Origin of the sequence: Curvibacter sp. CHRR-16, from assembly GCF_018474005.1 — a bacterium.
Lineage (GTDB): Bacteria > Pseudomonadota > Gammaproteobacteria > Burkholderiales > Burkholderiaceae_C > Allorhodoferax.
This window is the reverse complement of the sequence record NZ_JAHCSH010000002.1, coordinates 251,651-276,250: the sequence shown is the minus strand read 5'-3', so window position 1 is coordinate 276,250 and position 24,600 is coordinate 251,651. Positions and strand designations below refer to the sequence as shown.

Annotated in this window: 19 protein-coding genes; 8 read left to right on the top strand and 11 right to left on the bottom strand. The window is 54.3% G+C overall.

Going from position 1 to position 24,600, the window contains the following annotated elements:
• Positions 1-10: 10 nt before the first annotated feature.
• Entirely contained in the window at positions 11-1,477 is a 1,467-nt protein-coding gene (gene zwf, locus KIK84_RS04850; RefSeq protein ID WP_214121889.1) for a glucose-6-phosphate dehydrogenase, read from the bottom strand.
• A 108-nt stretch (positions 1,478-1,585) separates the two neighbouring features.
• On the opposite strand from zwf, the gene tal reads away from it, so the two are divergent.
• The 3 genes from tal to KIK84_RS04835 are packed head-to-tail and all read left to right on the top strand — an operon-like array spanning position 1,586 to position 5,107.
• On the top strand, positions 1,586-2,533 hold the full coding sequence (tal, locus tag KIK84_RS04845) for a transaldolase (RefSeq protein WP_214121888.1): 948 nt from the start codon (positions 1,586-1,588) through the stop codon (positions 2,531-2,533).
• Positions 2,534-2,578: 45 nt separating this feature from the next.
• Positions 2,579-4,174, top strand: coding sequence for a glucose-6-phosphate isomerase (pgi, locus tag KIK84_RS04840; RefSeq protein ID WP_214121887.1), 1,596 nt, complete (start codon positions 2,579-2,581; stop codon positions 4,172-4,174).
• 24 nt (positions 4,175-4,198) lie between these two features.
• Complete coding sequence (locus KIK84_RS04835; protein WP_214121885.1) at positions 4,199-5,107, top strand: rhamnogalacturonan acetylesterase; 909 nt, start codon at positions 4,199-4,201, stop codon at positions 5,105-5,107.
• Here the strand turns inward: KIK84_RS04835 and KIK84_RS04830 are convergent.
• The 3 genes from KIK84_RS04830 to KIK84_RS04820 all read right to left on the bottom strand — a co-directional run bounded on the left by KIK84_RS04830 (position 5,091) and on the right by KIK84_RS04820 (position 7,789).
• The gene (locus KIK84_RS04830) at positions 5,091-5,642 is read right to left on the bottom strand and encodes a cupredoxin domain-containing protein (RefSeq protein ID WP_214121884.1); all 552 of its coding nucleotides are present in this window, start codon (positions 5,640-5,642) and stop codon (positions 5,091-5,093) included. The two genes, KIK84_RS04835 and KIK84_RS04830, sit on opposite strands and share 17 nt — an antisense overlap.
• Before the next feature lie 132 nt (positions 5,643-5,774).
• Entirely contained in the window at positions 5,775-7,412 is a 1,638-nt protein-coding gene (groL, locus tag KIK84_RS04825) for a chaperonin GroEL (RefSeq protein WP_214121883.1), read from the bottom strand.
• A gap of 86 nt (positions 7,413-7,498) precedes the next feature.
• On the bottom strand, positions 7,499-7,789 hold the full coding sequence (locus tag KIK84_RS04820; RefSeq protein ID WP_087495027.1) for a co-chaperone GroES: 291 nt from the start codon (positions 7,787-7,789) through the stop codon (positions 7,499-7,501).
• Positions 7,790-8,351: 562 nt separating this feature from the next.
• Between KIK84_RS04820 and KIK84_RS04815 the strand changes: the two genes are divergently transcribed.
• From KIK84_RS04815 to KIK84_RS04795, 5 genes are all read left to right on the top strand, one after another.
• Positions 8,352-12,650: a protein kinase domain-containing protein gene (locus KIK84_RS04815; protein WP_214121881.1), complete on the top strand. Its 4,299-nt coding sequence runs from the start codon at positions 8,352-8,354 to the stop codon at positions 12,648-12,650.
• Between the two features lie 25 nt (positions 12,651-12,675).
• Positions 12,676-13,515: a BMA_0021/BMA_0022 family TOMM bacteriocin gene (locus KIK84_RS04810; protein WP_214121880.1), complete on the top strand. Its 840-nt coding sequence runs from the start codon at positions 12,676-12,678 to the stop codon at positions 13,513-13,515.
• A gap of 18 nt (positions 13,516-13,533) precedes the next feature.
• Positions 13,534-15,732, top strand: coding sequence for a TOMM precursor leader peptide-binding protein (locus KIK84_RS04805; protein WP_349815900.1), 2,199 nt, complete (start codon positions 13,534-13,536; stop codon positions 15,730-15,732).
• A 23-nt stretch (positions 15,733-15,755) separates the two neighbouring features.
• Entirely contained in the window at positions 15,756-16,730 is a 975-nt protein-coding gene (locus KIK84_RS04800; RefSeq protein ID WP_214121878.1) for an FHA domain-containing protein, read from the top strand.
• Between the two features lie 100 nt (positions 16,731-16,830).
• On the top strand, positions 16,831-18,333 hold the full coding sequence (locus tag KIK84_RS04795; RefSeq protein WP_214121877.1) for an AraC family transcriptional regulator: 1,503 nt from the start codon (positions 16,831-16,833) through the stop codon (positions 18,331-18,333).
• 46 nt (positions 18,334-18,379) lie between these two features.
• Here the strand turns inward: KIK84_RS04795 and KIK84_RS04790 are convergent, their stop codons facing one another.
• From KIK84_RS04790 to KIK84_RS04760, 7 genes are all read right to left on the bottom strand, one after another.
• A complete protein-coding gene (locus tag KIK84_RS04790; protein WP_214121876.1) occupies positions 18,380-19,897 on the bottom strand; it encodes a hypothetical protein in 1,518 nt (505 codons plus the stop codon).
• A 49-nt stretch (positions 19,898-19,946) separates the two neighbouring features.
• Entirely contained in the window at positions 19,947-21,173 is a 1,227-nt protein-coding gene (locus tag KIK84_RS04785; protein WP_214121875.1) for a glycoside hydrolase family 108 protein, read from the bottom strand.
• Positions 21,174-21,202: 29 nt separating this feature from the next.
• Positions 21,203-21,925, bottom strand: coding sequence for a DUF2589 domain-containing protein (locus KIK84_RS04780; protein WP_214121874.1), 723 nt, complete (start codon positions 21,923-21,925; stop codon positions 21,203-21,205).
• Positions 21,926-21,969: 44 nt separating this feature from the next.
• Positions 21,970-22,503: a DUF2589 domain-containing protein gene (locus tag KIK84_RS04775; RefSeq protein ID WP_214121873.1), complete on the bottom strand. Its 534-nt coding sequence runs from the start codon at positions 22,501-22,503 to the stop codon at positions 21,970-21,972.
• Positions 22,500-23,093, bottom strand: coding sequence for a hypothetical protein (locus KIK84_RS04770; protein WP_214121872.1), 594 nt, complete (start codon positions 23,091-23,093; stop codon positions 22,500-22,502). The genes KIK84_RS04775 and KIK84_RS04770 overlap by 4 nt, the downstream gene beginning before the upstream one ends.
• An 84-nt stretch (positions 23,094-23,177) precedes the next feature.
• Positions 23,178-23,360 (bottom strand): hypothetical protein, encoded by a 183-nt coding sequence (locus KIK84_RS04765; RefSeq protein WP_214121871.1) that lies wholly within the window; start codon positions 23,358-23,360, stop codon positions 23,178-23,180.
• A 42-nt stretch (positions 23,361-23,402) separates the two neighbouring features.
• Entirely contained in the window at positions 23,403-24,590 is a 1,188-nt protein-coding gene (locus KIK84_RS04760; protein WP_214121870.1) for a PI-PLC domain-containing protein, read from the bottom strand.
• Positions 24,591-24,600: the final 10 nt, after the last annotated feature.

The window sequence follows — 24,600 nt, the reverse complement described above, 5'->3', positions numbered from 1 at the left end:
TCCTCGCGCATTAGCTTTCTTCAGCCCAGCAAAAGCCGTCACGGGCAATCATGGCGCTGGAGGCACTGGGCCCCCAAGTGCCGGCGGCATAGTGGCGGGGGCCTTGGGGGTCGCTGGCCCAGTGGTCCAAAATGGGCTCTACCCAGCGCCAAGCTTCCTCTTGCTCGTCGCTGCGCACAAACAGGTTCAAGCGACCATCGATCACGTCCAGCAGCAGCCGCTCATAGGCACCCACGCGCTCAGAGCCAAAGCGCTTGTCAAAGTCCAAGTCCAAGTGCACGGGCGACAGAGTTTGTGCGCTCGCTCCCTTGGCTGCACGCGTGTGCTGGCCTTGGGCCAGCAAGTGCAGCTCCAGCCCATCCTTGGGTTGCAGGTTGATGACTAACTGGTTGCTGGCGGTGTTGCCGGTATCAAAAATAGCGTGGGGCGTGGGGCGGAAGTTGATGACGATGCGCGCATCGCGCCCCGCCAGTCGCTTGCCGGTGCGGATGTAAAAAGGCACGCCTGCCCAGCGCCAGTTGGCAATCTCGGTGCGCAGGGCCACAAAAGTCTCGGTAGCACTGTTGGGGTCTACGCCTGCTTCTTGCAGGTAGCCCGGCACTGGCAAGCCACCGCTGGTGCCCGCACTGTACTGGCCGCGTACCACGTCTTGTTGCAGCGATACGGGGGTCCAGGCTTTCAGGCTGCGCAGCACCTTGAGTTTTTCATCGCGGATGGCATCGGCATGCGCGTTGATAGGTGGCTCCATGGCAATGGCGCACAGCAGTTGCAGCGCGTGGTTTTGCACCATGTCGCGCAGCGCGCCGGTGGTTTCGTAAAACGCACCACGGCTTTCCACGCCCAAATCTTCGGCAATGCTGATCTGGATGTTGGCAATGTGTTCGCGGCGCCAGAGCGGTTCAAACAGCGCATTGCCAAAACGCAGCGCAAACAGGTTTTGCACCGAAGGCTTGCCCAAGTAGTGGTCGATGCGGAAAACTTGGTTTTCTTGGAAGAAGCGGCGCACTGTCAGGTTGATGGCACGGTTGGACTCCAAGTCGTGCCCCAGTGGTTTTTCCAGCACCAAGCGGATGTGCGGGCTGTTCATGCCATGGGCGGCTAGCTGCTCGCAAATGGTGGTGAACAAGCCCGGTGCTGTGGCCAAGTACATGACCACCGTGTCCGCGTTGCGCTGCTGCAGCGTGTTGGCCAAGGCTTGGTAAGACTCAGCCTTGGACAAATCCATGCGCACGTATTCCAGTAGCTCGGCAAAGCGGGCGAATTCTTCGGCGCTGGGGCGCTTGGCCAGTTCCACCTTGTCAAAGCGCTTGCGAATCAGGTCGCGGTATTGTTCGTGGCTCATGTCATCACGGCCAACGCCGATGATGCGACCACCCGCTGGCAGCGTGCCGTGGCGGAATGCTTGGAACAGGGCGGGCATGAGTTTGCGCCAGGCCAAGTCACCTGTGCCGCCAAACATGACAAGATCAAAGCTCATGAGATGTTTTTCTCTAGGTTACGGAAAATTGATTTTCTAATGTAACTTTGTTTCACCCATAATTCAAGTCTGGTTAACCCTGCACACACGCAACTACCTGTAATCAACATGACCCAACTCGACGCACTCAAGCAGTACACCACCGTGGTGGCCGACACTGGCGACTTCAAGCAACTGGACGCCTTCAAGCCCCAAGACGCCACAACCAACCCCTCGCTCATTCTCAAGGCGGTGCAAAAGCCCGAGTACGCCCCGCTGGTCAAGGAAACCGTGACGCGTTTCCACGGCAAACCGCTGGACGAAGTGGTGGATCGCCTGTTGGTGCGCTTTGGCTGCGAAATCCTCTCCATCATTCCCGGTCGCGTGTCCACCGAAGTGGACGCCCGCCTGAGCTTTGACACCAACGCCACCATTGCCCGTGCCGAGCGCCTGATCGACCTGTACCAAGCACAAGGCATTCCTACCGACCGTGTGCTCATCAAAATCGCCTCCACGTGGGAGGGCATCCAAGCCGCCAAATACTTGGAAGAGCGCGGCATCCGCACCAACCTGACGCTGTTGTTTGCGTTCTGCCAAGCGGTGGCCTGTGGCCAAGCCAAGGTGCAGCTCATTTCCCCGTTTGTGGGTCGCATTTACGACTGGTACAAAAAAGCCGCTGGCAATACCTGGGTGGAAGCCGAGCGCGCAGGTGCCAACGACCCCGGCGTGCAGTCGGTCAAGCGCATTTTTGACTATTACAAGAAGTTCGGCATCGCCACCGAAGTCATGGGGGCAAGCTTTCGCAACGTGGGCCAGATCACCGCCTTGGCTGGCTGCGACTTGCTGACCATCAGCCCCGACTTGCTGGCCCAACTGGCCGCTAGCTCCGAGCCGCTGGGCAAAGCGCTGGACGCCGATGCCGCCCGCACTAGCCAGATCGACGCCGTGCAGTACGACGAAGCCTCCTTCCGTTTGGCTCTGAACGACGATGCCATGGCTACCGAGAAGTTGGCCGAGGGCATTCGCGCTTTCTGTGTGGATGCGGTCAAGCTCGAACAACTGCTGCTCGCTGCTTAAGCCCTGATCGGCTGAGTAGACACACCGTACCCAAGGAGGAGACAAATGGCTTTGAGCTTTACCCGTACCCGCTGCGACCGCACGCCCGCATGGGCGCAGTTGCAGGCCCACTTTGCCGCCAGCGGCAGCGCATTGGACGTGCGCGACGCCTTTGCCAGCGACGCGCAGCGCTTTGCGCGCCTGAGCCAAGAGGCACCGCATGTGTTTGCGGATTTGTCCAAAAACCGCATTGACGCCACCACCGAAGCCCTGCTGCTGGACTTGGCCCGCCAAAGCGGGCTGGAGGCCCACCGCGACGCCATGTTCGCGGGCGAGAAGATCAACCACACCGAAGGCCGTGCCGTGTGGCATGTGCTGTTGCGCCACCCGAATAAACAGCCAAATTGGCCTGTAGAGCAAGCCCAGCAAGCTGGTGCCGCTATAGAAAATATAGCAATCGAGCTACCCAAGGTGCATGCCACGTTGGACGCTATGCTGGCTTATGCCGAGGCGGTGCGCGCCGATGAGTCCATCACCGACATCGTGAACATCGGCATTGGCGGGTCTGATTTGGGGCCGCAAATGGCGGTGCTGGCGCTGCAAAGTTTTGCCCACGCGGGCAAGCGTTTGCACTTTGTCAGCAACGTGGATGGCCACGAACTGGCCGCTGTGCTGCCCCAGCTCAAAGCCGCCAATACGCTGTTTTTGATCGCCAGCAAAACTTTCACCACCATCGAGACCATGACCAACGCCCGCTCGGCCAAGGCGTGGTTTGCCGCCCAAGGCGGCACGGACGTGGCGCGCCACTTTGCTGCGCTGACCACCAACGTGGCCGCTGCAGCGGAGTTTGGTATCAGCACCACTTTCCCGTTCTGGGACTGGGTGGGCGGTCGCTACTCCCTGTGGTCGGCCATCGGTCTGCCAGTGGCCATCGCCATTGGCGCTGCGGGCTTTCGTGATCTGCTGGCGGGCGCACACGCCATGGACGAGCACTTCCGTAGCGCGCCGCTGGAGCGCAACCTGCCCGTGCGCTTGGGGCTGCTGGACGTGTGGTATCGCAACTTCCACGGCTTTACCAGTCGCAGCATTGCGCCCTACCACAGCGCGCTGCGCCGCGTGCCGGCATACCTGCAGCAGCTGGAGATGGAGAGCAACGGCAAGCGTGTGGACGGCCAGGGCCAAGCCCTGCCGTTTGACACCTCGCCCGTGCTGTGGGGTGAGCCGGGCACCAACGGCCAGCACGCCTACTTCCAAATGCTGCACCAAGGCACGGACATCGTTCCGGTCGAGTTCATCGCCGTCAAAAAACCGCGCCACGACTTGGCGAGCCACCACAGCCAGCTGCTGGCCAATGTGCTGGCGCAGGCCCAGGCGCTGATGGTGGGCAAGAGCGATGCGGGAGGGCATAAGCACTTCACCGGCAATCGCCCTAGCACCTTCTTGCTGCTGGATGATCTGACCCCCGCATCACTGGGCGCGCTCATTGCACTGCAAGAGCACCGCGTGTTCGTCACGGGCAGCCTGTGGGGCATCAACAGCTTTGACCAATGGGGTGTGGAGTTGGGCAAGGTGTTGGCCAAAGATATTGAGCCACGCTTGACCAGTGGCGATGCGACGGGGCTAGATGCCTCCACTGCCGGCTTGCTGGCACGCTTGCGCTAAATCCCAGCAGAGGAGGGTATCGCTGTGCAGTCTGTTTTTATCCGCATGGCGCTGCCTGCCCTGTTGTGCAGCACCATGGCCGTGCCTGTCGGGGCAATGGGGGCCACAGGTGCGGTGGGTGCGGAGCCAATTCGCATCTTCATCGCGGGTGACTCAACGGCCAGCCACTATTCCGAGCAGGTCTACCCCCGCATGGGCTGGGGCCAGGTGCTGGAGCGCCAGCTCCAACCCGGTGCTGCCGTGCAGGTGGTTAACCTTGCGCAGCCTGGGCGCAGTTCGCGCAGCTTCATCAGCGAAGGCTGGTTTGCCCGCATCCAAGGGCAAATCCGTGCGGGCGACTACCTGCTGATCCAGTTTGGCCACAACGACGAAAAATGCGGCGAAGACCCGCCACGCCCACCGCCAGCGCGTGACCAAGCCGACTTTGCCAAGCTGTGCACCTACCCCGGTGTGGACGCCCAGCATGCCGATGGCGTGTCCTTTGCCGCCACGCTGGCGCGCTATATCGATATGGCACGCACCGTGGGGGCCACGCCCGTGCTTATCACCCCGGTCACGCGGCGCGCCTTTCGCAATGGCCGCTTAGAAGCCCAAACGCACCACAAAACCAAAGGCAAATTTCCCGGGGACTACAGCCAAACGGTACGCGACACCGCCCAGCGCCACCAAGTGCCCTTGATCGACTTGGATGTGCGCAGCGTGGCGTTCTTCAACCAAGTGGGGGAGGTGGCCTCGTTGGATTACTTCTTGGCCGTTGATCCAGAACGCTATCCCTACTACCGCACTGAGCAGGGCTCACGCAGCAACCCCGACAACACGCACTTTCAGGAGCGTGGGGCGGTGGCCATGAGCGAGCTGGTGGTGCAGGGGCTGCGCGACCTGAAGCTGCCCTTGGCCGAACAGTTTGTGCAAGGCACTACGGCGCAACCGTGATACGGCCTGTCATGCCCGCTTCGCTGTGACCCGGCACGAGGCAGGCCACGCCCAGCGTGCCTGCTGCGTCAAAGCGCACGATCAGTTCGGCCTGCTGCCCTGCTGGTACCGATACTGCCGCGACGGTGTTGGCTGTGTGTGATGCATGGTCGTTGCCGTGGTGCTCATGCCCGCTGTGCCCGCCGCTGGCCGCTTGGCGCATTTGAGCGGCATGCTCTTTGAGCGCTGTGGCTTGGCCTATCACGAACTCATGCGGCAGCTTGCCGCTGTTACGCACCACAAAGCGCACGGTTTCTCCCCGTTTGGCGCGCAACTCGCTGGGGTTAAAGCGCATGCTGTCTTGCAGTTCCACCGCCACGCTGCGCATTGCGCCTACGTCTGCACCCACACGGGCTGGGTCTAGCTGGGTGAACGGCGCTGCAGGGCTTGCCGCGTGGACCTGAGGGCCAAGACTTGCCACTGCGATGCAGGCAGCGCTGGCAAGGCTGAGTGACCATGAACGGTAGGCGTTGTACTGGGGTTCAGTGCGTGTCATTGGGTGTATCTCCTTGAAGGGTTTGGAGGAGCACTTTGTACCGCAGTTCCCATGAAAAAACCCCGCAGGGCGTGAACCGTGCGGGGTTTGGTGCAGGACGAAGGCCTTGCGGCCTTCGGGTGCCGTGGGCAATTACATGCCCATGCCACCCATGCCGCCCATGTCGGGCATTGCAGGAGCAGGAGCTTCAGCCTTAGGGGCTTCAGCCACCATGCACTCGGTAGTCAGCATCAGGCCAGCCACGGAAGCGGCGTTTTGCAGAGCTGTGCGAGTCACCTTGGTGGGGTCCAAGATACCCATTTCGATCATGTCGCCGTAGGTGTCGTTGGAAGCGTTGAAGCCGTAGTTGCCCTTGCCAGCCAACACAGCGTTGATCACCACGGATGGCTCGCCACCAGCGTTGGACACGATTTCGCGCAGAGGCGCTTCGATGGCCTTGAGGATCAGGTTCACGCCAGCTTGTTGGTCAGCGTTGTCACCCTTGATGTCGCCAGCAGATTGGCGAGCACGCAGCAGAGCCACGCCACCACCAGCCACGATGCCTTCTTCCACAGCAGCGCGGGTAGCGTGCAGGGCGTCTTCCACGCGGGCTTTCTTTTCCTTCATTTCGACTTCGGTAGCAGCGCCCACCTTGATCACGGCCACACCGCCAGCCAACTTGGCCACGCGCTCTTGCAGCTTCTCGCGGTCGTAGTCGGAAGTGGCTTCTTCGATTTGCACGCGGATTTGCTTCACGCGGGCTTCGATGTCAGCAGCAGCTCCAGCACCGTCGATGATGATGGTGTTTTCTTTGCCCACTTCGATGCGCTTGGCAGAACCCAGGTCGGCCAAAGTCACTTTTTCCAGAGACAGGCCCACTTCTTCAGCGATAACCTTGCCGCCAGTCAGGATAGCGATGTCTTCCAACATGGCCTTGCGACGATCGCCAAAGCCAGGAGCCTTCACAGCCACGACCTTCAAGATGCCGCGGATGGTGTTGACCACCAAAGTAGCCAGCGCTTCGCCGTCCACGTCTTCCGCAATGATCAGCAGAGGGCGGCCAGCCTTGGCCACTTGTTCCAGTGTCGGCAGCAGGTCGCGGATGTTGCTGATCTTCTTGTCGAACAACAGCACGAAGGGGTTGTCCAGCAGAGCAGCTTGCTTCTCAGGGTTGTTGATGAAGTAGGGAGACAGGTAGCCGCGGTCGAATTGCATGCCCTCGACAACGTCCAGCTCGTTTTGCAGAGACTTGCCGTCTTCCACAGTGATCACGCCTTCCTTGCCCACTTTGTCCATCGCGTCAGCGATGATTTGGCCGATGGAAGCGTCGCTGTTAGCGGAAATGGAACCCACTTGGGCGATTTCCTTGGAAGTGGTGGTGGGCTTAGAAGCGGCCTTCAGCTGGGCGATCAGGGCTTCCACAGCCTTGTCGATACCGCGCTTCAGGTCCATGGGGTTCATGCCAGCGGCCACGTACTTCATGCCTTCGCGCACGATGGCTTGGGCCAGCACGGTGGCGGTGGTGGTGCCGTCACCAGCGTTGTCAGAAGTCTTGGAAGCCACTTCCTTGACCATCTGCGCGCCCATGTTTTGCAGCTTGTCCTTGAGTTCGATTTCCTTGGCCACGGACACACCGTCCTTGGTCACGGTAGGGGCGCCGAAAGAACGCTCCAGAACCACGTTGCGGCCTTTAGGACCTAGGGTGACCTTCACGGCGTTGGCCAGAATGTTCACGCCTTCAACCATGCGAGCGCGGGCTTCGCCGCCAAAAATTACGTCTTTTGCTGCCATTTTTTGGCTCCTTCAAATAAAGGTTAATTCGTCTGTACAGCGCGCTAGTATTGCTAGGTGCGCTATCAATTTAGTAGCTGATTGGCTTAAGCTTCAACGACTGCGAACAGGTCGTCTTCCTTCATGACCAACAGCTCGTCGCCGTCCACCTTCACGGTTTGGCCAGAGTACTTGCCGAACAAAACGCGGTCACCAACCTTCACGGTCAGGGCCTTGGTTTCGCCCTTGTCGTTGGTCTTGCCGGGGCCGACAGCCAAAACTTCACCTTGGTCTGGCTTTTCAGCAGCGGCATCAGGGATGTAGATACCGGAAGCGGTGCGAGTTTCGTTTTCTACGCGCTTCACAATCACGCGGTCTGCCAATGGGCGCAGTTTCATGGGTTTCTCTCCTAGATTGAGCAAAGTCATTGGGTTAACTGCGAGGGGAGTTGTTAGCACTCACCCCCGACGAGTGCTAATGATAAGGGCGATTTGTGACATTTCAAGGGGGCAAGGCTGCGGAAAGATCACCACGCCCTGAAAAGAGTGTTCGTGCGCGAGTCGCAGTTTTGACGAGCCCACACCTCAATCTGATCAAGGATGGGAATCAGCGCTTGGGCGGATTGACTGTCAATAAATTACTCTGCACCGCACTTGTGGGACATCGATTCAGAACGAATGCTGCTTGCTTGGGTTGGGAGGTTTTTTCAGAGGGTGTATAGGTTTTGTAGTTTTGAGGGTATAGTAAATGTAACGAGAGAAATAACGTTTGTGTCGATGGTGGATTGATTGCAAGAAAAGGTTGCTAGGTTTCATGCAAATTTCTACAAAAAACAGACCGCCCGCTCAGTGCTTCAGCATGTTTACAGTCCTTGTACACAAAGGTATATCTGGGGCCTATAGATTTATCCAATCGCTTTTGCTGTCTGGTTTTTATTTGTGGTCTCTATATCGATAACTTATGTTGATGGGGCATATCCTGGTGGTGTCCAAGCAAGCTACAGAAAATATTGATCTATCAGCAAGCGATGGGCTGGCAACATCAGAAACTGACTTTGTCCCAATATCGGGATATGTTGTCCAGCAGCTATTGGGCAGGGGTGCATCAGCCACCGTATATAAAGCTATTCGACTTAGCACGGGTGGGGTTGTTGCTATTAAGAAGATGCTGCGTTGGGATATCCCACGGTTAGTAAGTCGGTTTCGGTTGGAGGCGAAGTTATGTTCAATGCTTCAGCATCCGAACATCGTTCAGTTGATAGATTTTGTTGAGCAGCCGCCCTATTTATTTGCGGTATTTGAATATATTCCAGGGAAAACTTTGCGCCAGCATTTGAGAGAGCACGGTTCTATGCAAGTCACCGAGGCTGCTAGCTTGATGATGCAGGTACTGGATGGTTTGGCATGTGCACACAACGCAGGGGTCATACACCGAGATCTCAAGCCAGAAAATATCGTTATCACTCGTTCTGGCACGTTGGTACACGCCAAGATACTTGACTTTGGCATTGGTGCTGTTACAGAACCATTGGTACAAAGCGGGTGTGATCGCCTAACTCTTACACATGAGTTTTTGGGAACACTGGCCTATTCAGCCCCGGAGCAGCTCCGAGGTGAGCCCCCCAATGCACAGTCTGATTTATATGCTTGGGGCCTCATTTTTTTGGAATGTTTGACGGGCGAATCCGTTATCGCTGCCAAGTCCTTTGCTGAGGCTATTCAATGCCAACTCAATGAGAGAGAAATTTCTATCCCTCAAGCCATCGCAGATCATCCACTGGGCACCATATTGCGTTTTGCTCTGCGAAAAAGAACCCAAGATCGTAGTCCATCGGCACAGGTGCTGATGCAACGTCTTAGTGTGGTTCGATGGGCTGATTTAGCGCCAGTGACTGTGGCAAAAGAACCGATTCTTGCACTGCAAGTAGACCCAGGTACCACAGAGATTAGTCCCACGATTGCATCTAAACAGTGTTTCGACGAAAAGTATCAGGTAACTGCCTTGTGCTGCACCTTATCAGTCCGATCTGCCACAGAAGGTATGGATGTCGAAATTGTTGAGCAGTTATTACAGGACGAATATTTTTTATTTTGTGCGGAGGCTCAGCGTCATAAAGGATTTTTCTTGGGTGCACTGGGAGACCGCTTTGTAGTGCTGTTTGGCTATCCGCAAGACGAACATGTTGAAACAAATATCATCAACTGCCTCCGATCGTTGATGCGACTTCTCTCCTCGCGTAAAAAGGAGGTGTTTGAAAAGTACGAAGTGCTGTTAGAGATGCGGCTGGGCTTGAATACCGGTTCAGTGGTGATAGCCGCGGGGAAACATTTTTCGGGTCATTGTGTCCATGTTGCAATGCAATTGGCGAGTCAGGCTACGGCAGATAGCTTGCTTGCAAGCCCCTCCTTTTGTGCGCGTATGCATGGTTTGGTAGATGCGGAACCCGCTGGATTTCTGCATACACAACCTCAAACTCCCATATATCAAATCAAAATTTTTGCGGGAGAGTCGCAAAATCACTATGCATTACCACGCATTGCAGATTCAGGGTTAGCCGATGCAGGGTGTGTAGGACGAGAAGCGGAATTAGACCAGCTTGAGCGAATGTGGCAAGACGCTTGCCTTGGACGTGGAAGCAGCATAGCTATCGTCGGAGCAGCAGGGCTTGGTAAATCATGTTTGACCAAGGAATTCACCCGCCGATGCATCGGTACCGAACAGCGTGTGCTCAGTGTGCGGTGTTTAGATACCTCACCCAATCTGGCCTTGTCCCCGCTGCTGCAGATGTTGGAGCGGTGGTTGGATGCACCTTGGAGCCACATAGCAACTCCATCGATGCAAGAATGGCCATTGAGTGGGTCTGAGTTGGAGGGAGAAGGGGCACCGCATAGCACTAATGGAGACTATGCCAAACAGTGGCATTTGACACGACTTTTGGCAATGGCTGGCTGTGAGGTAAGTCAGGTTTTGCCCATTTTTTGTTCTTGGTTGGCGTGGACTCTGCCATCGACAGTGTGCTTGGATCGGGGTATTGGGGGGCTTGTCACTGGGCATGCTTGTGGCATGTTTACTTCCCCTGGTAAGCAGCGTACGGCGCTCTTTGATTCGCTAAGACGTTTGTTCTATTTCTTGTCTGAGCAAACCCCTTTGTTATTGATCTTTGAGGATGTGCAGGCGGCAGACTCCGTGACGCTTGAATTTCTGCAATACCTCAGTAGCTCCGTTGCCGAGCACCGTCTATTGCTGATCTTGACGAAGCGTTCTGCCGAAGGAGTTTCATGGAAGCGACTCGATGACGCCGATGTTAACGACCTCCACGATGATTCAAGTAAGTTGAATGTTCACAAGATCGTGAGATTAATGCCTCTCTCTGCAGCAGACAGTGTGCGCATCGTCAATCTCTTGTTTGCGCCCTCTGTCCCGGATGTTGAGGTGTCGCATCACATCGTGTCACGCGCCGGCGGAGTCCCTTTATTCGTACAAGAATTAGCACGAGGGCTGCTGGAGTCTCAGTTGGAACTGCGGGAAGGCACCATGGTTTTTCGGGATCGCCTCGCACCAGCACTATTGCCTGCATCCTTAAACGAGTCCTTGGCAGCTCGCTTTGATCAACTCGGCGTGGCTAAGTCTTTGTTGCAACTGGCCGCAACGATAGGGCAGTGCTTTGAACTCACAGTGCTTAGAGCCTGCATTACTGAATACGAGTCGGATCAACTCGTGCCCAATTTGCAGCGTTTATGTCGTGCACGTTTGCTCATACCGATGCAGGCACGCCAAGTTCTAGGCGAATGTGGAAGGGAGTCGGCCCAAGCATGGAAGGATGCATTGTCTGAGCAGATCGAATCCGCCACGGGCCACTGTGTATTTGCGTTTGAACACGCCTTGATTCGTGAAGCCGCGTACCAAAGCATGACAAATCATCAGCGCAAGCATTGTCATGCTGTTGTAGCCGATGCATTGGAACGCCTGCATCCTGAGTGCAATGCCGCTGAACTCAGTGGTATAGCTTTTCACTGGGCACAGGCTGAGCAATACAGCCGTGCTGTGCCTTTGGGATTGGCTCATTTGCAGGCTAGCCAAAAGCGTCAGGCGAATGCTGAAGTGCTTCAATATGCTGAGAATATGGGGTACTGGATTCAGCACTTGCCTCTTGAACAGCGTCGTGAAGTACTGCTGGATTGCAATACCTGTGTGATCCAAGCATTGATGAACCAACATGGATGGGCACATGCGAAGGTGGTCAACAAAATTGAGCTTATGCAAACCATGTTGGCCAATGATATTGCCCCTCCCAAATTGGCTCGTCACCTCTGGAGTCTTATAACGTACCACCAAGTGGCTTGCAACTTGCCAGAGATGTTGCGCTTAGGTCATTGGATGCAGCGCCTTGCAGTTGATCAGCAGATTCCAGGCTTGGTGGCTGCGGCGGACTTGGCAGTTGGTAGAGCGTTATACGGTTTAGGCAATCTTCAAGGTGCGCAAGAGGCGTTTACCAAAGCCATACAGGTTGGCGTAGCCCTTAAGGATGGAGATAGGGATTGGAGTGGCCAATTGGAAGTCGATACTTTGGTATGGGCTATGGCCAGTAGAGCGCGCATATTGTTAAACGCTGGTTATGAACAGCGTGCGCAGAGTGAGGCGCAACAAGCTGTCGATTGGGCTAAGCAAATTGCCCATGTTCCATCCCTAGGGATTGCTCTGTTGTGTCAAGCACTCGGTTACCAAGCGCGGGGTAACAAACTTGCCACATTAGAAGTCATCGATGAGCTATTGCATTTGGCAGATCACTATGGTCTATCTGCACAGCAGGGTTACGCTCGTGTCATTCACTCTTGGGCAGTAGGAGACGTTCAAGAAGCGGACAAGATTTTGCAATCTTTATTGGAGATGGGCTGCAAATACAGTCAACCAACATACCGCTCGTTCGCTGCGCAAACTTTAGCCGAGCAAGGGCAATGGCAGGCGGCAATTGCGCGTATTGATGAATGCATACGGCTGAGTCAACTTTCTGGAGAGGGTAATTACACCGCTCAATTATTTTTAAAAAAGGCGCAGTACATGTTTTTAGACGGCAGATCTGGCACCGCATGCATTCAGCTTCTGAAGCGTGCTGCCAAAGATGCGCGCTCCAAAGCAGATATTCGGACGGAAGCACAAGCCTTACGCACTCTGTGTAAGCAAGAGCCGGGGCTTCATCCGAGAGCACAGGCTCGCCTGTGTAAATTAATCGAACTTCGGCCCGACATGATTGTTACGTAACTCATTTATTGAAAGGATCCCACCAATGACCTTAACTTCTGTTCCTGGTGAACCACTACTGCAGTTTCGTTTAGCTTATTTGCGTCTTTTGGCTAAGACTTGGCGTGATGAACGCTTCAGAAAAGAAATTTTTAGTAAGCCTGTTCCGGGTGGATCTATGACCGAAGATATTCAAGATAAATTGATCACCAATTTCGGCTGTACCACCAAGTGGCCCAATCTTCGCGTTCAGTTATATGCAAGCCATGATCCAGCACAAGCTGTACGCTGGAGTTACAAAGATGCCGTTGGCTGGATTGGCCCCAATGATTTATTTGTCATCACACTTCCCAATTGCCCCGACGATTCGCAAAAAAAATATATGGCAGAGGCACTAGCTGCCTACTATCAAAACTTCCCCACAGTACTTGGCCCTGCTTTATCGACCATGTCCAGCCCACACTCTCATGGGATAGGATCCCCCCAGCCGACAGCAATGGGTATTCCTGGTGGTGGTCCGGACTCGTTTCTCGCTTTTGGCAGTGTGATATTGCGAGCAGTCATTTTGAGCTGGACAAACAAAGAGTTCTTCCATGAATTGATCCATGCAAATGATGCAGTTCCAAGTCTAGCCAAGTGGTTTGGATTTAGCATGCCATTCAATTTCTTTATCAAATTTGAGCACAACCCATCCTCTGACTACAACTGGTCTTACAACGCTAGCAGCCAGACTTGGGGTTGGAATATGGGCACTCCAGAGGCACCAGTAATTTGGAACAAGGTTGTTTTGAATTACCCCACGTGTCCTGACGATGAAGAGATTCGCCCAGTGGCATTGGCCACATATAACAATACCGGTGCGGCCTATCCTTTCACTTGCAATTAAATCAAGTCCAACTGTCTTATGGATTGGTTCAATACTCCTTTGCGCTGGCATCCTCGATTTGAGGCGTTGATGGATGCCGATAAGGAGCATTTGCTACTACTAGAAGAAGGGGAGGTCTTGACCTTTGATATGCCAAGCGTTTTACGCTTGGCATACGTTGTGCAGGCGAAAACTAGCCTTGCGGCCTACTGTCAAACCCATGGACTGGCTGACCAGTCGGCACGCCTACTATCCGCTTTGCAATCAATGGTCCGGCAAGGTTTTGTCACGGCCTTTTCTGCCAAGCAGCCCCCGTTATATAGCTCACCCAATTTCTCCGAACCAGCACTGCAATGGAGCTTGGATCAGCACAGTTCCTTGGTTGTACTGAGTAAGATGTTGGTGGATTATCCCGTCAGTCCTTTGGCTCAACCGAAGCCCTCCGCACCCGTCCTGCACTTTGCTGAGAGCTTGAGACAAACGTGTTTAACTGGTGGCTTGACAGTTGTCCTGTGCGATGACTATTTAGACCCTCGCTTGGAGGAGATCCAAGCCAAGCAAGATGCACTTGGGCAAGCATGGTTGCTGACCAAGGTGACTGGGCAGAAAATAATTCTCGGCCCACTGTTCACGCCTGGAGCGGCGCATAGCCCGTGTTGGTATTGTTTGGCTGCACGCATGCAACGTAATCAACCAGCGCACAGTGTGTGGCGTCACTTGGGGGCGGGTCTTTCTCGTGGACTGCCCGTGCGTGCCGATGCTTTGGCCGTGCAAACAGCGCATGCTGTTACCCCCCATTTGATTCCCTTCGCAATGCGGGTGTTGACGATGGAAACACCAAGTATGTTGGTTTGGTCAACCCATGTGCTTAGTGCGGATGCCCCGGAACTACCGGAGGCAACGGTGCACGCCGTTCATCGTCGCCCACAATGTCCGCATTGTGGTGATCCACACATGCTGACTACGCAGCAGTTTGAACCTGTGCGTTTGCAGCCATGTCATAAGTTGGCAACCGCCCATGGTGGGGCGCGTGGCGTATTGGCGCAAGACACGGTGCAGCGTCTCTTGCCTTGGGTGAGTGAGGTCAGCGGAGTTGTAAACCAGTTGGTTCAGCTAAATACCCCGCAAGATGGGCAGCTTTCCGTGTATCGCAGCCATTTTTACCGTACCCAGCCATCGGATACGTCCCTATCCAAGCAAAGCTTTGTGCAAGTCTGCTTGGGCAAAGGTATGACTGATATGCAGTCCCGTGCGAGTGCGCTCTGTGAAGCGGTGGAGCGTTATGCAGCGTTTTATCAAGGCGATGAAGCCTGTGTACACAGTCCAGCCCAAGCGCTTGATGCCCCTTATGTGCTGCCGAGCCAACTGAGCTATGTAAGTTCCGCCCAACGTATGCCGCCCGTGCTCGCCTACCACCCCTGTGAGCCTGCAGACTGGACACCCGCTTGGTCCTTGACCCATGATGCCTTGCGTTACCTGCCACTGGGGGCTTGTTATGCCAACGCTCCTTCCCCTGCACAACGCTTGGCACGGTGGAATTCCAACGGCTGCGCTGCTGGCAACACCAAAGAAGAGGCTATTTTGCAAGGGCTTTTAGAGCTCATAGAGCGCGATGCTGCAGCCATATGGTGGTACAACGAGATAGCCCGACCTTGTGTGCCAGTAGACACTTTGTCCAGTGCACACAGCCAAGCATTGGCGCAAACTATTGGTTCTGATTGGGATTACTGGTTGCTGGATATCACCCATGACCTTGGTATACCCGTCGTTGTTGCGATTGGACAGCATCGCAAGCTAGGGCTGTGGGGTATCGGTTTTGGGTGCAGCCTGAGCTTGCCACAGGCGGCAGAGCGTGCGGTCACCGAATTGGTACAACTGATTGCAGTTGACAAATGTCTACCCGCCCAGTGGACACAAGGCCGCGCACAACCTCCTAGCTTCTTATACCCGCAGGAACAGGCGAAACGGGTTCCTGTACTAGCAGCAAGCTATCAGGATATTGCGCAAGATATCCAAGCCTGCGTGGAAGCTGCTGCCTGCGCAGACTTGGAAGTTATATTGCATGACTACAGCCGCCCCGATATACCCTTGCATACTGTCAAAGTTGTGGTTCCGGGTCTATGCCATGTATGGCCAGAACTGGCTAACCCGCGACTCTACCAAGTACCGGTGAAGCTGGGCTGGCTCCCCCAGTCCTTGACAGAAGCCCAGTTCAATACTTGGGCCTTGTACCTCTAGTCTCAGCGCATCCTCCCCTTGCAATGGCTTTACTTTGGAATGTATTTCGGCATTACCGTGCCATGCTGCGCCCAGTGCATATGCTCGGTCGTGACCCACAGGCTTGCCATACGTGGGTGAATGCTCCCGACGTATCCAAACTGCATGTCCAAATTCATTGGCATGACGGGCGATGGGAGCTTTGCGATCGCAGCCGCAATGGCACTTGGATCAATGGCCGCCGCATCGCCCCCGACCAATGGATGCCACTGACGTTGCATGACCAAATCCATATTTCAAGCGATCCTATTGGACACTGGTCTGTGACCGATTTGGCACCACCTTGTACTAGTTTGCTGCCTGACGATCTTGCACAAGCGCCTATAGCATTGCATCTGCACGGCAATCCTCTGCCTGACACGCAGGTGTCTCAAGCCACCGTCTATGTCCAAAACGGCCAGTGGGTGCTCGAGCAGTCCACTGGCACAGAGGCTTTGCAGGATGGTCGCCGTATTCGGGTGGCAGACCAAGCGTGGGAGTTCGTACTGTGCACGCTGCTGAGCACCACGCTTGATTTGGAGCAACTGCCGTGCATCTCTCCGACCATCCCAGATTTGCACTTTCACATTAGCCAAAATGAAGAGCACGTCACACTCAACCTGCAATTAGGCAGCCAGCGAATTGGACTGGGGGAGCGCATACACCACTATGCGCTAGTCACATTGGTACGCCAACGCCTGCAAGACATGCAGCGCGGTATAGATCACCACAGCCAAGGCTGGTTACCACTGGAGACCTTAGCCGGCATGCTGGGTATAGACACAGCCTACGTCAACATTCAAATTTTTCGTGCACGTCAGCAAATTGCAGAGGCCTTGGCCGAGACATTCGCCGTTCACTTGTCAGGGTTGCCCCCCTTGGTGGAGCGGCGCCGGGGCGAAGTGCGTTTTGGAACCTATGCGTGCACCATCCAAAAAGGCAGCCAAGAAGAAGGGCGATTATTACCAGCGGTACTTTGATGGCGTCTCGTGTAATGACTTGTAATTAACCTTTTCTGCCTGCAATTTTAGATTGCGGGCTATGCCCCCCAGCACCTATCAGACACAGGGAACGAGAGCCTTGCCCTCTCGCCTCAACGAACCTACCGATCGGCTGGTTCCGCTTGAGGTTGGGTGGGCACCAAACCACTCCACAGCGTGGGACTTTGCAATAACCGTTGGCCAGTATCTTCAGCAATCAGCCATTACCAAAGTCTGGCATCACGCCACACTGGCCTTGCACGGTCAAAGCCCTTGTGTGGTGCTGGGGGAGGGCGCGGGTAAAGGCAAACAAGCCCACAACGGTTGGATCTTGCCCTTGCAAGTGGCAGGGCACACCTTAGGCAATCTGCAGGTAGCCCTACCCCATGCGCAGACCCACACCAGCCCAAGCGAACAAGCCATTGCCCTAGCACAGCAGTGCGCTCGCATGTGCTTGCGCTTGCAAAGCCAGCAGTGGTTAGTGGGGCAGCAACATGGCAGTGCACCTTGCCTCCTAGGTTACAGCCCTGCCATGTTGCAACTAGATGAAGCAATCGCCCAAGCCACCAGCCATGGATTGCCCGTGCTGCTGCGCGGTACAGGTCTGCATGAGGCCCAGCAAACGGTCGCTGCCATTCATTACGCTACAGGTCACTACCGCCCTTGGGTGGTGATAGATGCAGCCGCCGCACTGGATGCCCCTGCACGTTGGGTAGCACGTGCGCGCGGTGGCAGTTTGCTGGTGCATGGTATGCATCGTCTTGCGACCTTGGCCGACCAAGCCCATGTGTGGGAGCAGCTCATGCACGCCTCGGCAGCAGGGGCATTTCGCCTGTTTCTGATGCTGCCAGACGAGCCCACCATTCCCAGTCAACGTGCTGAACAGTTAGCACCATGGCCTCTAGCAGATGACAACTGGTGCAGCATCACGCTGCCTACACTCACCCAGCGAAGCATGGACATACCACTGCTCACCCGTGCCGTTCTGGACTACTACGGACACCACGCCGATCAGCGTCTGACAGACACCCTGCAGCAGTGGAGTACCCACTACCACTGGCCTGGACAGGCCCAACAGTTAGAGCAGGTGCTAGCCCGCATGGCCGTGCTTACACCGGGTACTAGCATTGGGGCACAAGAGATCAACCAGCATGCACCACAGCTATTGGGGGGCAGTACAAGCGACATAGCCGTTGCATTGACCGATGTATCCACCGTCTTGCTACCTGCAGGTGGTAGCACGCCAGCCGATCCAAGTCGCTACTGGGTATTGTGCGTGGTGGAACAACGCCAGCAAGCCTTGGGGCGCCTGCACCCCGCACTGGCCCGGGCACTGAGCTACCTGTTCACCCACTGGCGCGATACCTTTCCCATGGAACACTTGGCAGCCCAAGCCTATGTCAGCCCCTCGCACCTGCGTCAGCTGCTGCGTGAAGAGGTCGGACTGTCATTCAAACTGTTCGTGCAGGCGGTTCGCATAGAGCATGCCCGCAGAATGCTGGAAGAAAACCCCCATGCACGCTTGGCAGATATTGCCGAAAAAGTCGGTTTTTCAGATCGTGGGCATTTTCGGCAGTGTTTGAGGAATACTGTTGGGGCGTGAGGCTTGTGTGTTTTTTTTGATAATTGTTATTTCCGAGTTGTTTTAACTAGTCTGTAGAACCGAGTCTTTTTGAGGGGGGGGCTTTTGATGTGTTTGTTTCGTTTGAGTTAAATTCAATGTTAATGTCGTTGATGAATTTCCAAGTGCAGGCGGCATCTTTTTTGGATTCGATGCCAGCTATTAATCCTTTAATTTTTTTTTGAAGTTGGGTTGAAGGATTTTTTATGTAAGTTTCTAAGTAAGACCAATCGCTTGGATTTGCGCCGGATGAGGATGATATTCCTCGTGCATTATAGTAAATTATGCCGTTTAATAAACCGAATACATTCCATGGGCCATAATTTTTATCCCTCATTTTTCCATAATCATCACATTTGTTTTCCAATTGAATTCGCCATTCTTTTATGTTGTTTTTAATTGCAACTTTAATTTTATCTTTAATTTTAACTCCCCATTCATCTAATTTTTTTATTGTGTACGCAAAGACTAGATTGCCGCTTGATCCAATTTCCTCGTTTGTATTATTTGGGTCGGAGTCGCCATAAATGCATATTGATCCAGGGGCGGTGGCGTGCCGTCCTCTTGTATATATGAGTTCGTATTTATTTTGGTTTGGTTGATAAGTTTGACTTTTCGATCCCAGTGGATCCCATAATTTATCGTTTACTCCTTTTATTCTTGGCGTAACTGCATTGAAGTTGGCGGACGTTTCATCAATTGCATATACTCCAATGTACTCAACTGGTTCAGTATTTGTTTTTTCAGGTATTTTGGTTAAAACCCCCCACCAATCTCCAGGGCCGGGTACTGGATCTATTGCTATAATTTTTATTTTGAATTCTGGCCATAAATCTGCTAAATAATTGCTTGCAATTATGCATTCAACACCGCCGCGGCTATGGCCAATTAATACGATGGTGCCATATTCCTTTTTGAATCTGTCAATTTTTTCATTGTCAGCCTCGTTCCAGCGCAAGCGCCAGTGGCCAGGGGTTGCGCATTGATTTTGCCAGTTTTTCCATTGGCTTGGATATTCCAAACTTACTGCCTTGTGGGGTGATGTGCGCGTTTCGTCAAAGTAACCGTCAAATTGTTCTTTCGTCTGTGAAGACTCATACCTTACCATATGAATGGTTATGTCGAACATTTTTGCGATTCCTGCAATCGCTATAGTTTCCATCGATAATCCCGTAGCACTGTCGATTTTGGAGGGGGCTGGCTTTGTATGGTAATATTTAAGTATTGGTTGCTTGTCTTTTATTATTGTATTCCCAAAACTATCTGTATCGCTCTCGTAGCCGCTGTTGATATCCTCTGTTTCCCATATGATAACTGGTAGGTTTTCTCTGCTTTCATTGTACGGTCCGCCAGGGCCGTCGAGTGATGTGCTATCTCCAGCATTTTCCCAAGATTTATTATTTTTATTGATTATTTTGTGTATTTTGCTTGGTATGTAGCCTGATACTTCGTTGTAGCATTTAATCTCATCAGGCTTTCGTAGTACCAGCGCATGATCAAGATAGCAGTCTGTGCCTGAATAGCAGATTGTGAATGTTTTGTTCATGATTAATAATTTAATATTGGATGCGGATATTATTTTCGAGACATTTAATTTATGCAGGGCTGGCTAAGGAGTGAAAGCTTGGAAACGCATCGACGCGGTTCAACCACCCCTGCAAGAAGCGCCGCAGGGAGGGGTTTTCATTGGCTAGGTTGATGTAGTAGGCCCTGCGGGCTTCTTTGTATTGGGTGTAGATGTTGATCGGGTCGTGGTACTGCAGGCTGTCGACCAGTTGGGGAGTCAACGTACTGTTGGGGGCGTGGTTAGCGCCTACACGGTTGAGCACCTGAATGAGGGTTGTGATGGCATGCCAGCCAGCGTTGACATTGAAGTCAAATACGATGTTGGCCAAGGGTTGGAAGCTGAAGTCATCGCCATAAATGCGATCCCAGTACTCCACTTTGTAAATGCGACCGGCCTGCTCGTCGGTGAGGTTGCGCAGGGCCTCAAGAGTGGGGCGTACTTGCAGCAGGTTGGATGCGTACTGGCGGAAAGTGCCAAAAGTGATGCCCTTGTTGGTGGCACCACCGGGATCGGCGGGGTCATCTACATAGCCGCCTTCAAAGCGCAGCAGGGTGGGCAGAAATTCTTGGAAGTTGGCTTTGGGCGTTCTGCTTGGAATCGCGGTGGCTTCGGGTTGTTCTGTCGTGGTAGTTGCGGCTTCTTGATGACTGAGGAGTACTGCACCCTCAAGTCCACGCAGGGGCGGTAGCACACTCATTGGGGTGCTAGGTACTGGTGGATTTTGGTGAAAGCTTGGAAACGCATCGACGCGGTTCAACCACCCCTGCAAGAAGCGCCGCAGGGAGGGGTTTTCATTGGCTAGGTTGATGTAGTAGGCCCTGCGGGCTTCTTTGTATTGGGTGTAGATGTTGATCGGGTCGTGGTACTGCAGGCTGTCGACCAGTTGGGGAGTCAACGTACTGTTGGGGGCGTGGTTAGCGCCTACACGGTTGAGCACCTGAATGAGGGTTGTGATGGCATGCCAGCCAGCGTTGACATTGAAGTCAAATACGATGTTGGCCAAGGGTTGGAAGCTGAAGTCATCGCCATAAATGCGATCCCAGTACTCCACTTTGTAAATGCGACCGGCCTGCTCGTCGGTGAGGTCGCGCAGGGCCTCAAGAGTGGGGCGTACTTGCAGCAGGTTGGATGCGTACTGGCGGAAAGTGCCAAAAGTGATGCCCTTGTTGGTGGCACCACCGGGATCGGCTGGGTCATCTACATAGCCGCCTTCAAAGCGCAGCAGGGTGGGCAGAAATTCTTGGAAGTTGGCCATGGTTCGCTCCCGTCAAAAGTGGACAGTGATTAATTGGTGGTGCTTGGGTTGACTGGCTGTGGCGGTGCTACGGGCGCTGCAGGGCTGTTGGTAGCAGTTGACATGGGTTGCATGGCCATGTCGATATTGCGGCTGAAGATGCCCAGCAGGAGCTTGATGCCATCGGGGATGGGTTGTTGCTCTGCCTTGACTTCTAGGTGATAGCGGGCGTTGTTGCTTTTGCGGTAGCGTTGCTCGTCGTTTTTGGTTTGGTCAGCGTCGTGGGAGACCGAGCCTTTTACTTCCACCCCCAAGCACCCCCAACCAGCTTTGGCATCGAAAGTGCCTTGTTCTGCGGTTTGGGTGTGGGTGTCGTTTTGGGTGTCGTGCAGGTAGCTGGACTTCACCTCCATGTCAAAACTAATATTGAGTTCGGTGAGACCCAGCGTGGGGATGGGCATCATGCTCAAGAGGGGAAAGCCGAGCGCCAAGGATGAGGTCGCTGGGCTGATATTGCCTTGAGCATCAATCACGGGACGGGTGTTGGTGAGTGCAATGGCTGCAGTGATGGGTTTGTAGCCGAGCAATTTGCCATTGGCATCTTCAGAACGACTAAAACCAGTATTGAGGATGTACTGGGTTTGCTGCATGGCCAGGCTTTGCTGGGCTTGGGCTGCGGCTTGCAGCGGAGCTGCGATTAGGGATTGCATGGGCAAGCCGCTGAATTCTTGGGCTAGGCTGAGTAAACCTGTGTCTACTGCGGGTGAGGGCATGGTGGTGGACTCCTGTGGTGGGTTGCGAGTAATGGGCTAGTGGGCTAGGCGGGCAGTTGGGCGTTGAGAAGTTTTTCGTAGGCCTGTACTAGGCGGCTGTAACCTTCGGGGAGCTGATGACCTTGCACTACGATCTTGATTTCGGCGCTGTGCGGGGATGCCCCTGTCATGCTGACTTGCACATCTGGGTCTTGGAGGATGTCTTCGCTGCTGGGTCCACTGGCTTGGGGGGTGTCGGTATTGCTGGGGGAGTTGGGCAATGACAAATCCATGGAGGTGAGTATTTCCACTCGCTCGATCGTGAAGCTCTTCAGTGGTAGCAGAGTAATGAGGGGTACGTCGATGCTGTGCTGAACTTGGCTCACCACGCCGTTGTGACTCACTTCGCGGGGGATGCTCATGCGTACGCTGCGTGCAACCCAGCTCCCGGGGGGGAGGTCGGTTGTGCCTTCTGCACCAGCTGCGGGTTGGTAGAAAAACTGCTCTAGCTCTTCAATGTGCTGACCAGCGACACTGCGTTGGGCTTCGAGAACAGCTTTTTTTATGCCGCTAATGAGCTGGGCTAGTGTGGTACTCATGGTTTTTGTCCGGAGGGTTGAGTGTTGGAAGCAGGGGTTGGCTGAGCACGGACCAAATTGCCAAGACGAAATAGCTTGGCCTCTGCCATGACGCCAGATGTGGAGGAAATTGCATTCGCTGCCATGCGATTGGTGGGAGTGATGCGCGGCGGAAGAATGCGTGCTTGTTTATTTGGAGCATCCGCTGCAGGCGTTTCGTCTTTTCTGACTGAGCTGCTAGGCGCTGTATTTGCCTGAACCGGTGCGCTCGTTTCCAAATTACTAGGTGGAATGCCGTTCTGCGGTAGTACAAGGTTTCCAAGGGTGGCTGGATGCCGTCGCATCCACGTGCGTAGCGCTTGGGCTATGCCTGCCATGAGAAAGGCGGCAATCCATTGGTCAACCACGGGAGGTACGCTGCCGACTTTGAGGGTGTTGTACAGCTGTATTTCCATGGTATGTGCATGGGCGCCGGCAGTGGCTAGCGTGACCAAGTCGCGCAATGTGATGCGGGGAAGTTTGGACCAGCGACCTGTTGTTGGCAGGGGCAGGTACTCGGGCAGTTTGAAGCTGCTCGTTGTCTCTTGAGGTGAGGCAAACAGCAGGTTCAAACCATGCTCAAGCAAGCATGCCGCCGTGATGAGGTGGAACAGCATGCTGGCAAGTGCCATTGGGTCGGCCATGGCAGGCATAGCTCAGTAGGTCACAGGAATAGTGGCTGCAACATAGATGCTGCCGGGGATGCCCAGTGAGGCGCGGTAGTAGTTGCGTATTCCCTGGACGAAGTCCTGCAAGGTAAGGTAGGTGACTTGTTGTAGAAAGCCGCCGTAGGTGTAGGTGGGGTATCCGGGGGCTGAGACTGTGACACAGTAGTTCATGGCGAAGGCTCCTTTGGGTGGGTTGGAAAAATCGAATAAGGTTTACCAAGTAGATGCCGGTCCAATAGGCCCGACGTTTGTGCGTGCAGCCAGTGCCACAGGCAATGCAAGGCCATGCCACGGTGAGCTTGGATTGCGGTGGCGGTGGGAGGCGTAGTCGTCTACCAGCAGGACGTTGACACAGGGGCTTAGGGTGGCGTCGTAATGCTTGCCATTCCAACTCTGGGTGTTTTGGAAAAAGTCTTGCAATGAAGGATTTGCTATGTCGCGAGCCAGCAAAATTGGTGCAACACCGAGTGCACGGGCTCCAAGATCCCAGCAGATCACATGCAGTGCGTTTTGTATGCCGTTACTGGGGTTGGCTGGGGTGTTGGCCCCCCACAGATTGCTTATTCCCAGATCGCTAGCCCAGTCTGCTTGCGAGCAAGCATAGTTTTGTCTTTGCGTGAGCTTGTTGTACTGATCCGTGGGCATGCTCGATTGCGTGCCTAGATCCTCGGTTGTTGAAGCTTGGGAAAAAAGGTAAAAGGTATGGGCCGCATCGTGACCCGTGTATTTGGGCCCTACAGTAAATATCCCAGTGCCCAAGGGGGCCGTTTCGATTTTGCTGCTGATGTAGCTTTCGCGAGGGGTGTCCATGGCCCCGTCGTATAGGACTAGTACACGTGAGCGAATTTTGTTGCTGGGGATCGCCTCATAGCTATAGCCTAAGTATTCGGGTTCTGTGAGAAGTTGCCAGTAAGGACACCTTGCAGCATTGACTTGCTCAATGGATACGGGAACCAGAAACTCTTGCAGCGCCCCCTGAATTTGCCCCAAAAGGTTGGCGTGGCTGCTATTGCTAAAACCACTGAAATGGGAAAAGTTGAGAACGACAAGCTCGCGGTCTGAATGCGCAAGACTCGCCATAAAGCTAGCAACTTGGGACAAGATGCCATCGATCCCGTCAATGCGAGCACCTATGTACTGATCTGGCGTGCCACGATAGACCCAAAAACCATTGTTGTAGAGACAGGGGTGGATGTCTAAATACCGTACACCATCAGCAAGTTGTTGGTATACGTCTTGCTCTTGGGTTTGGGCCTCGTAACCCGATATCCACTGCTTGCGGTAGGCTCCTGAGGCGTGGGTGCCAGGCAGTGTTAGCCAACTCAAAGGCCGATTGCGGAAGGTTCCGCGTGGACTGTGCGCAAGCGCATTGTCGTAGTAGAGGTCACTCATCCAAGGCATAGCAGGTCTT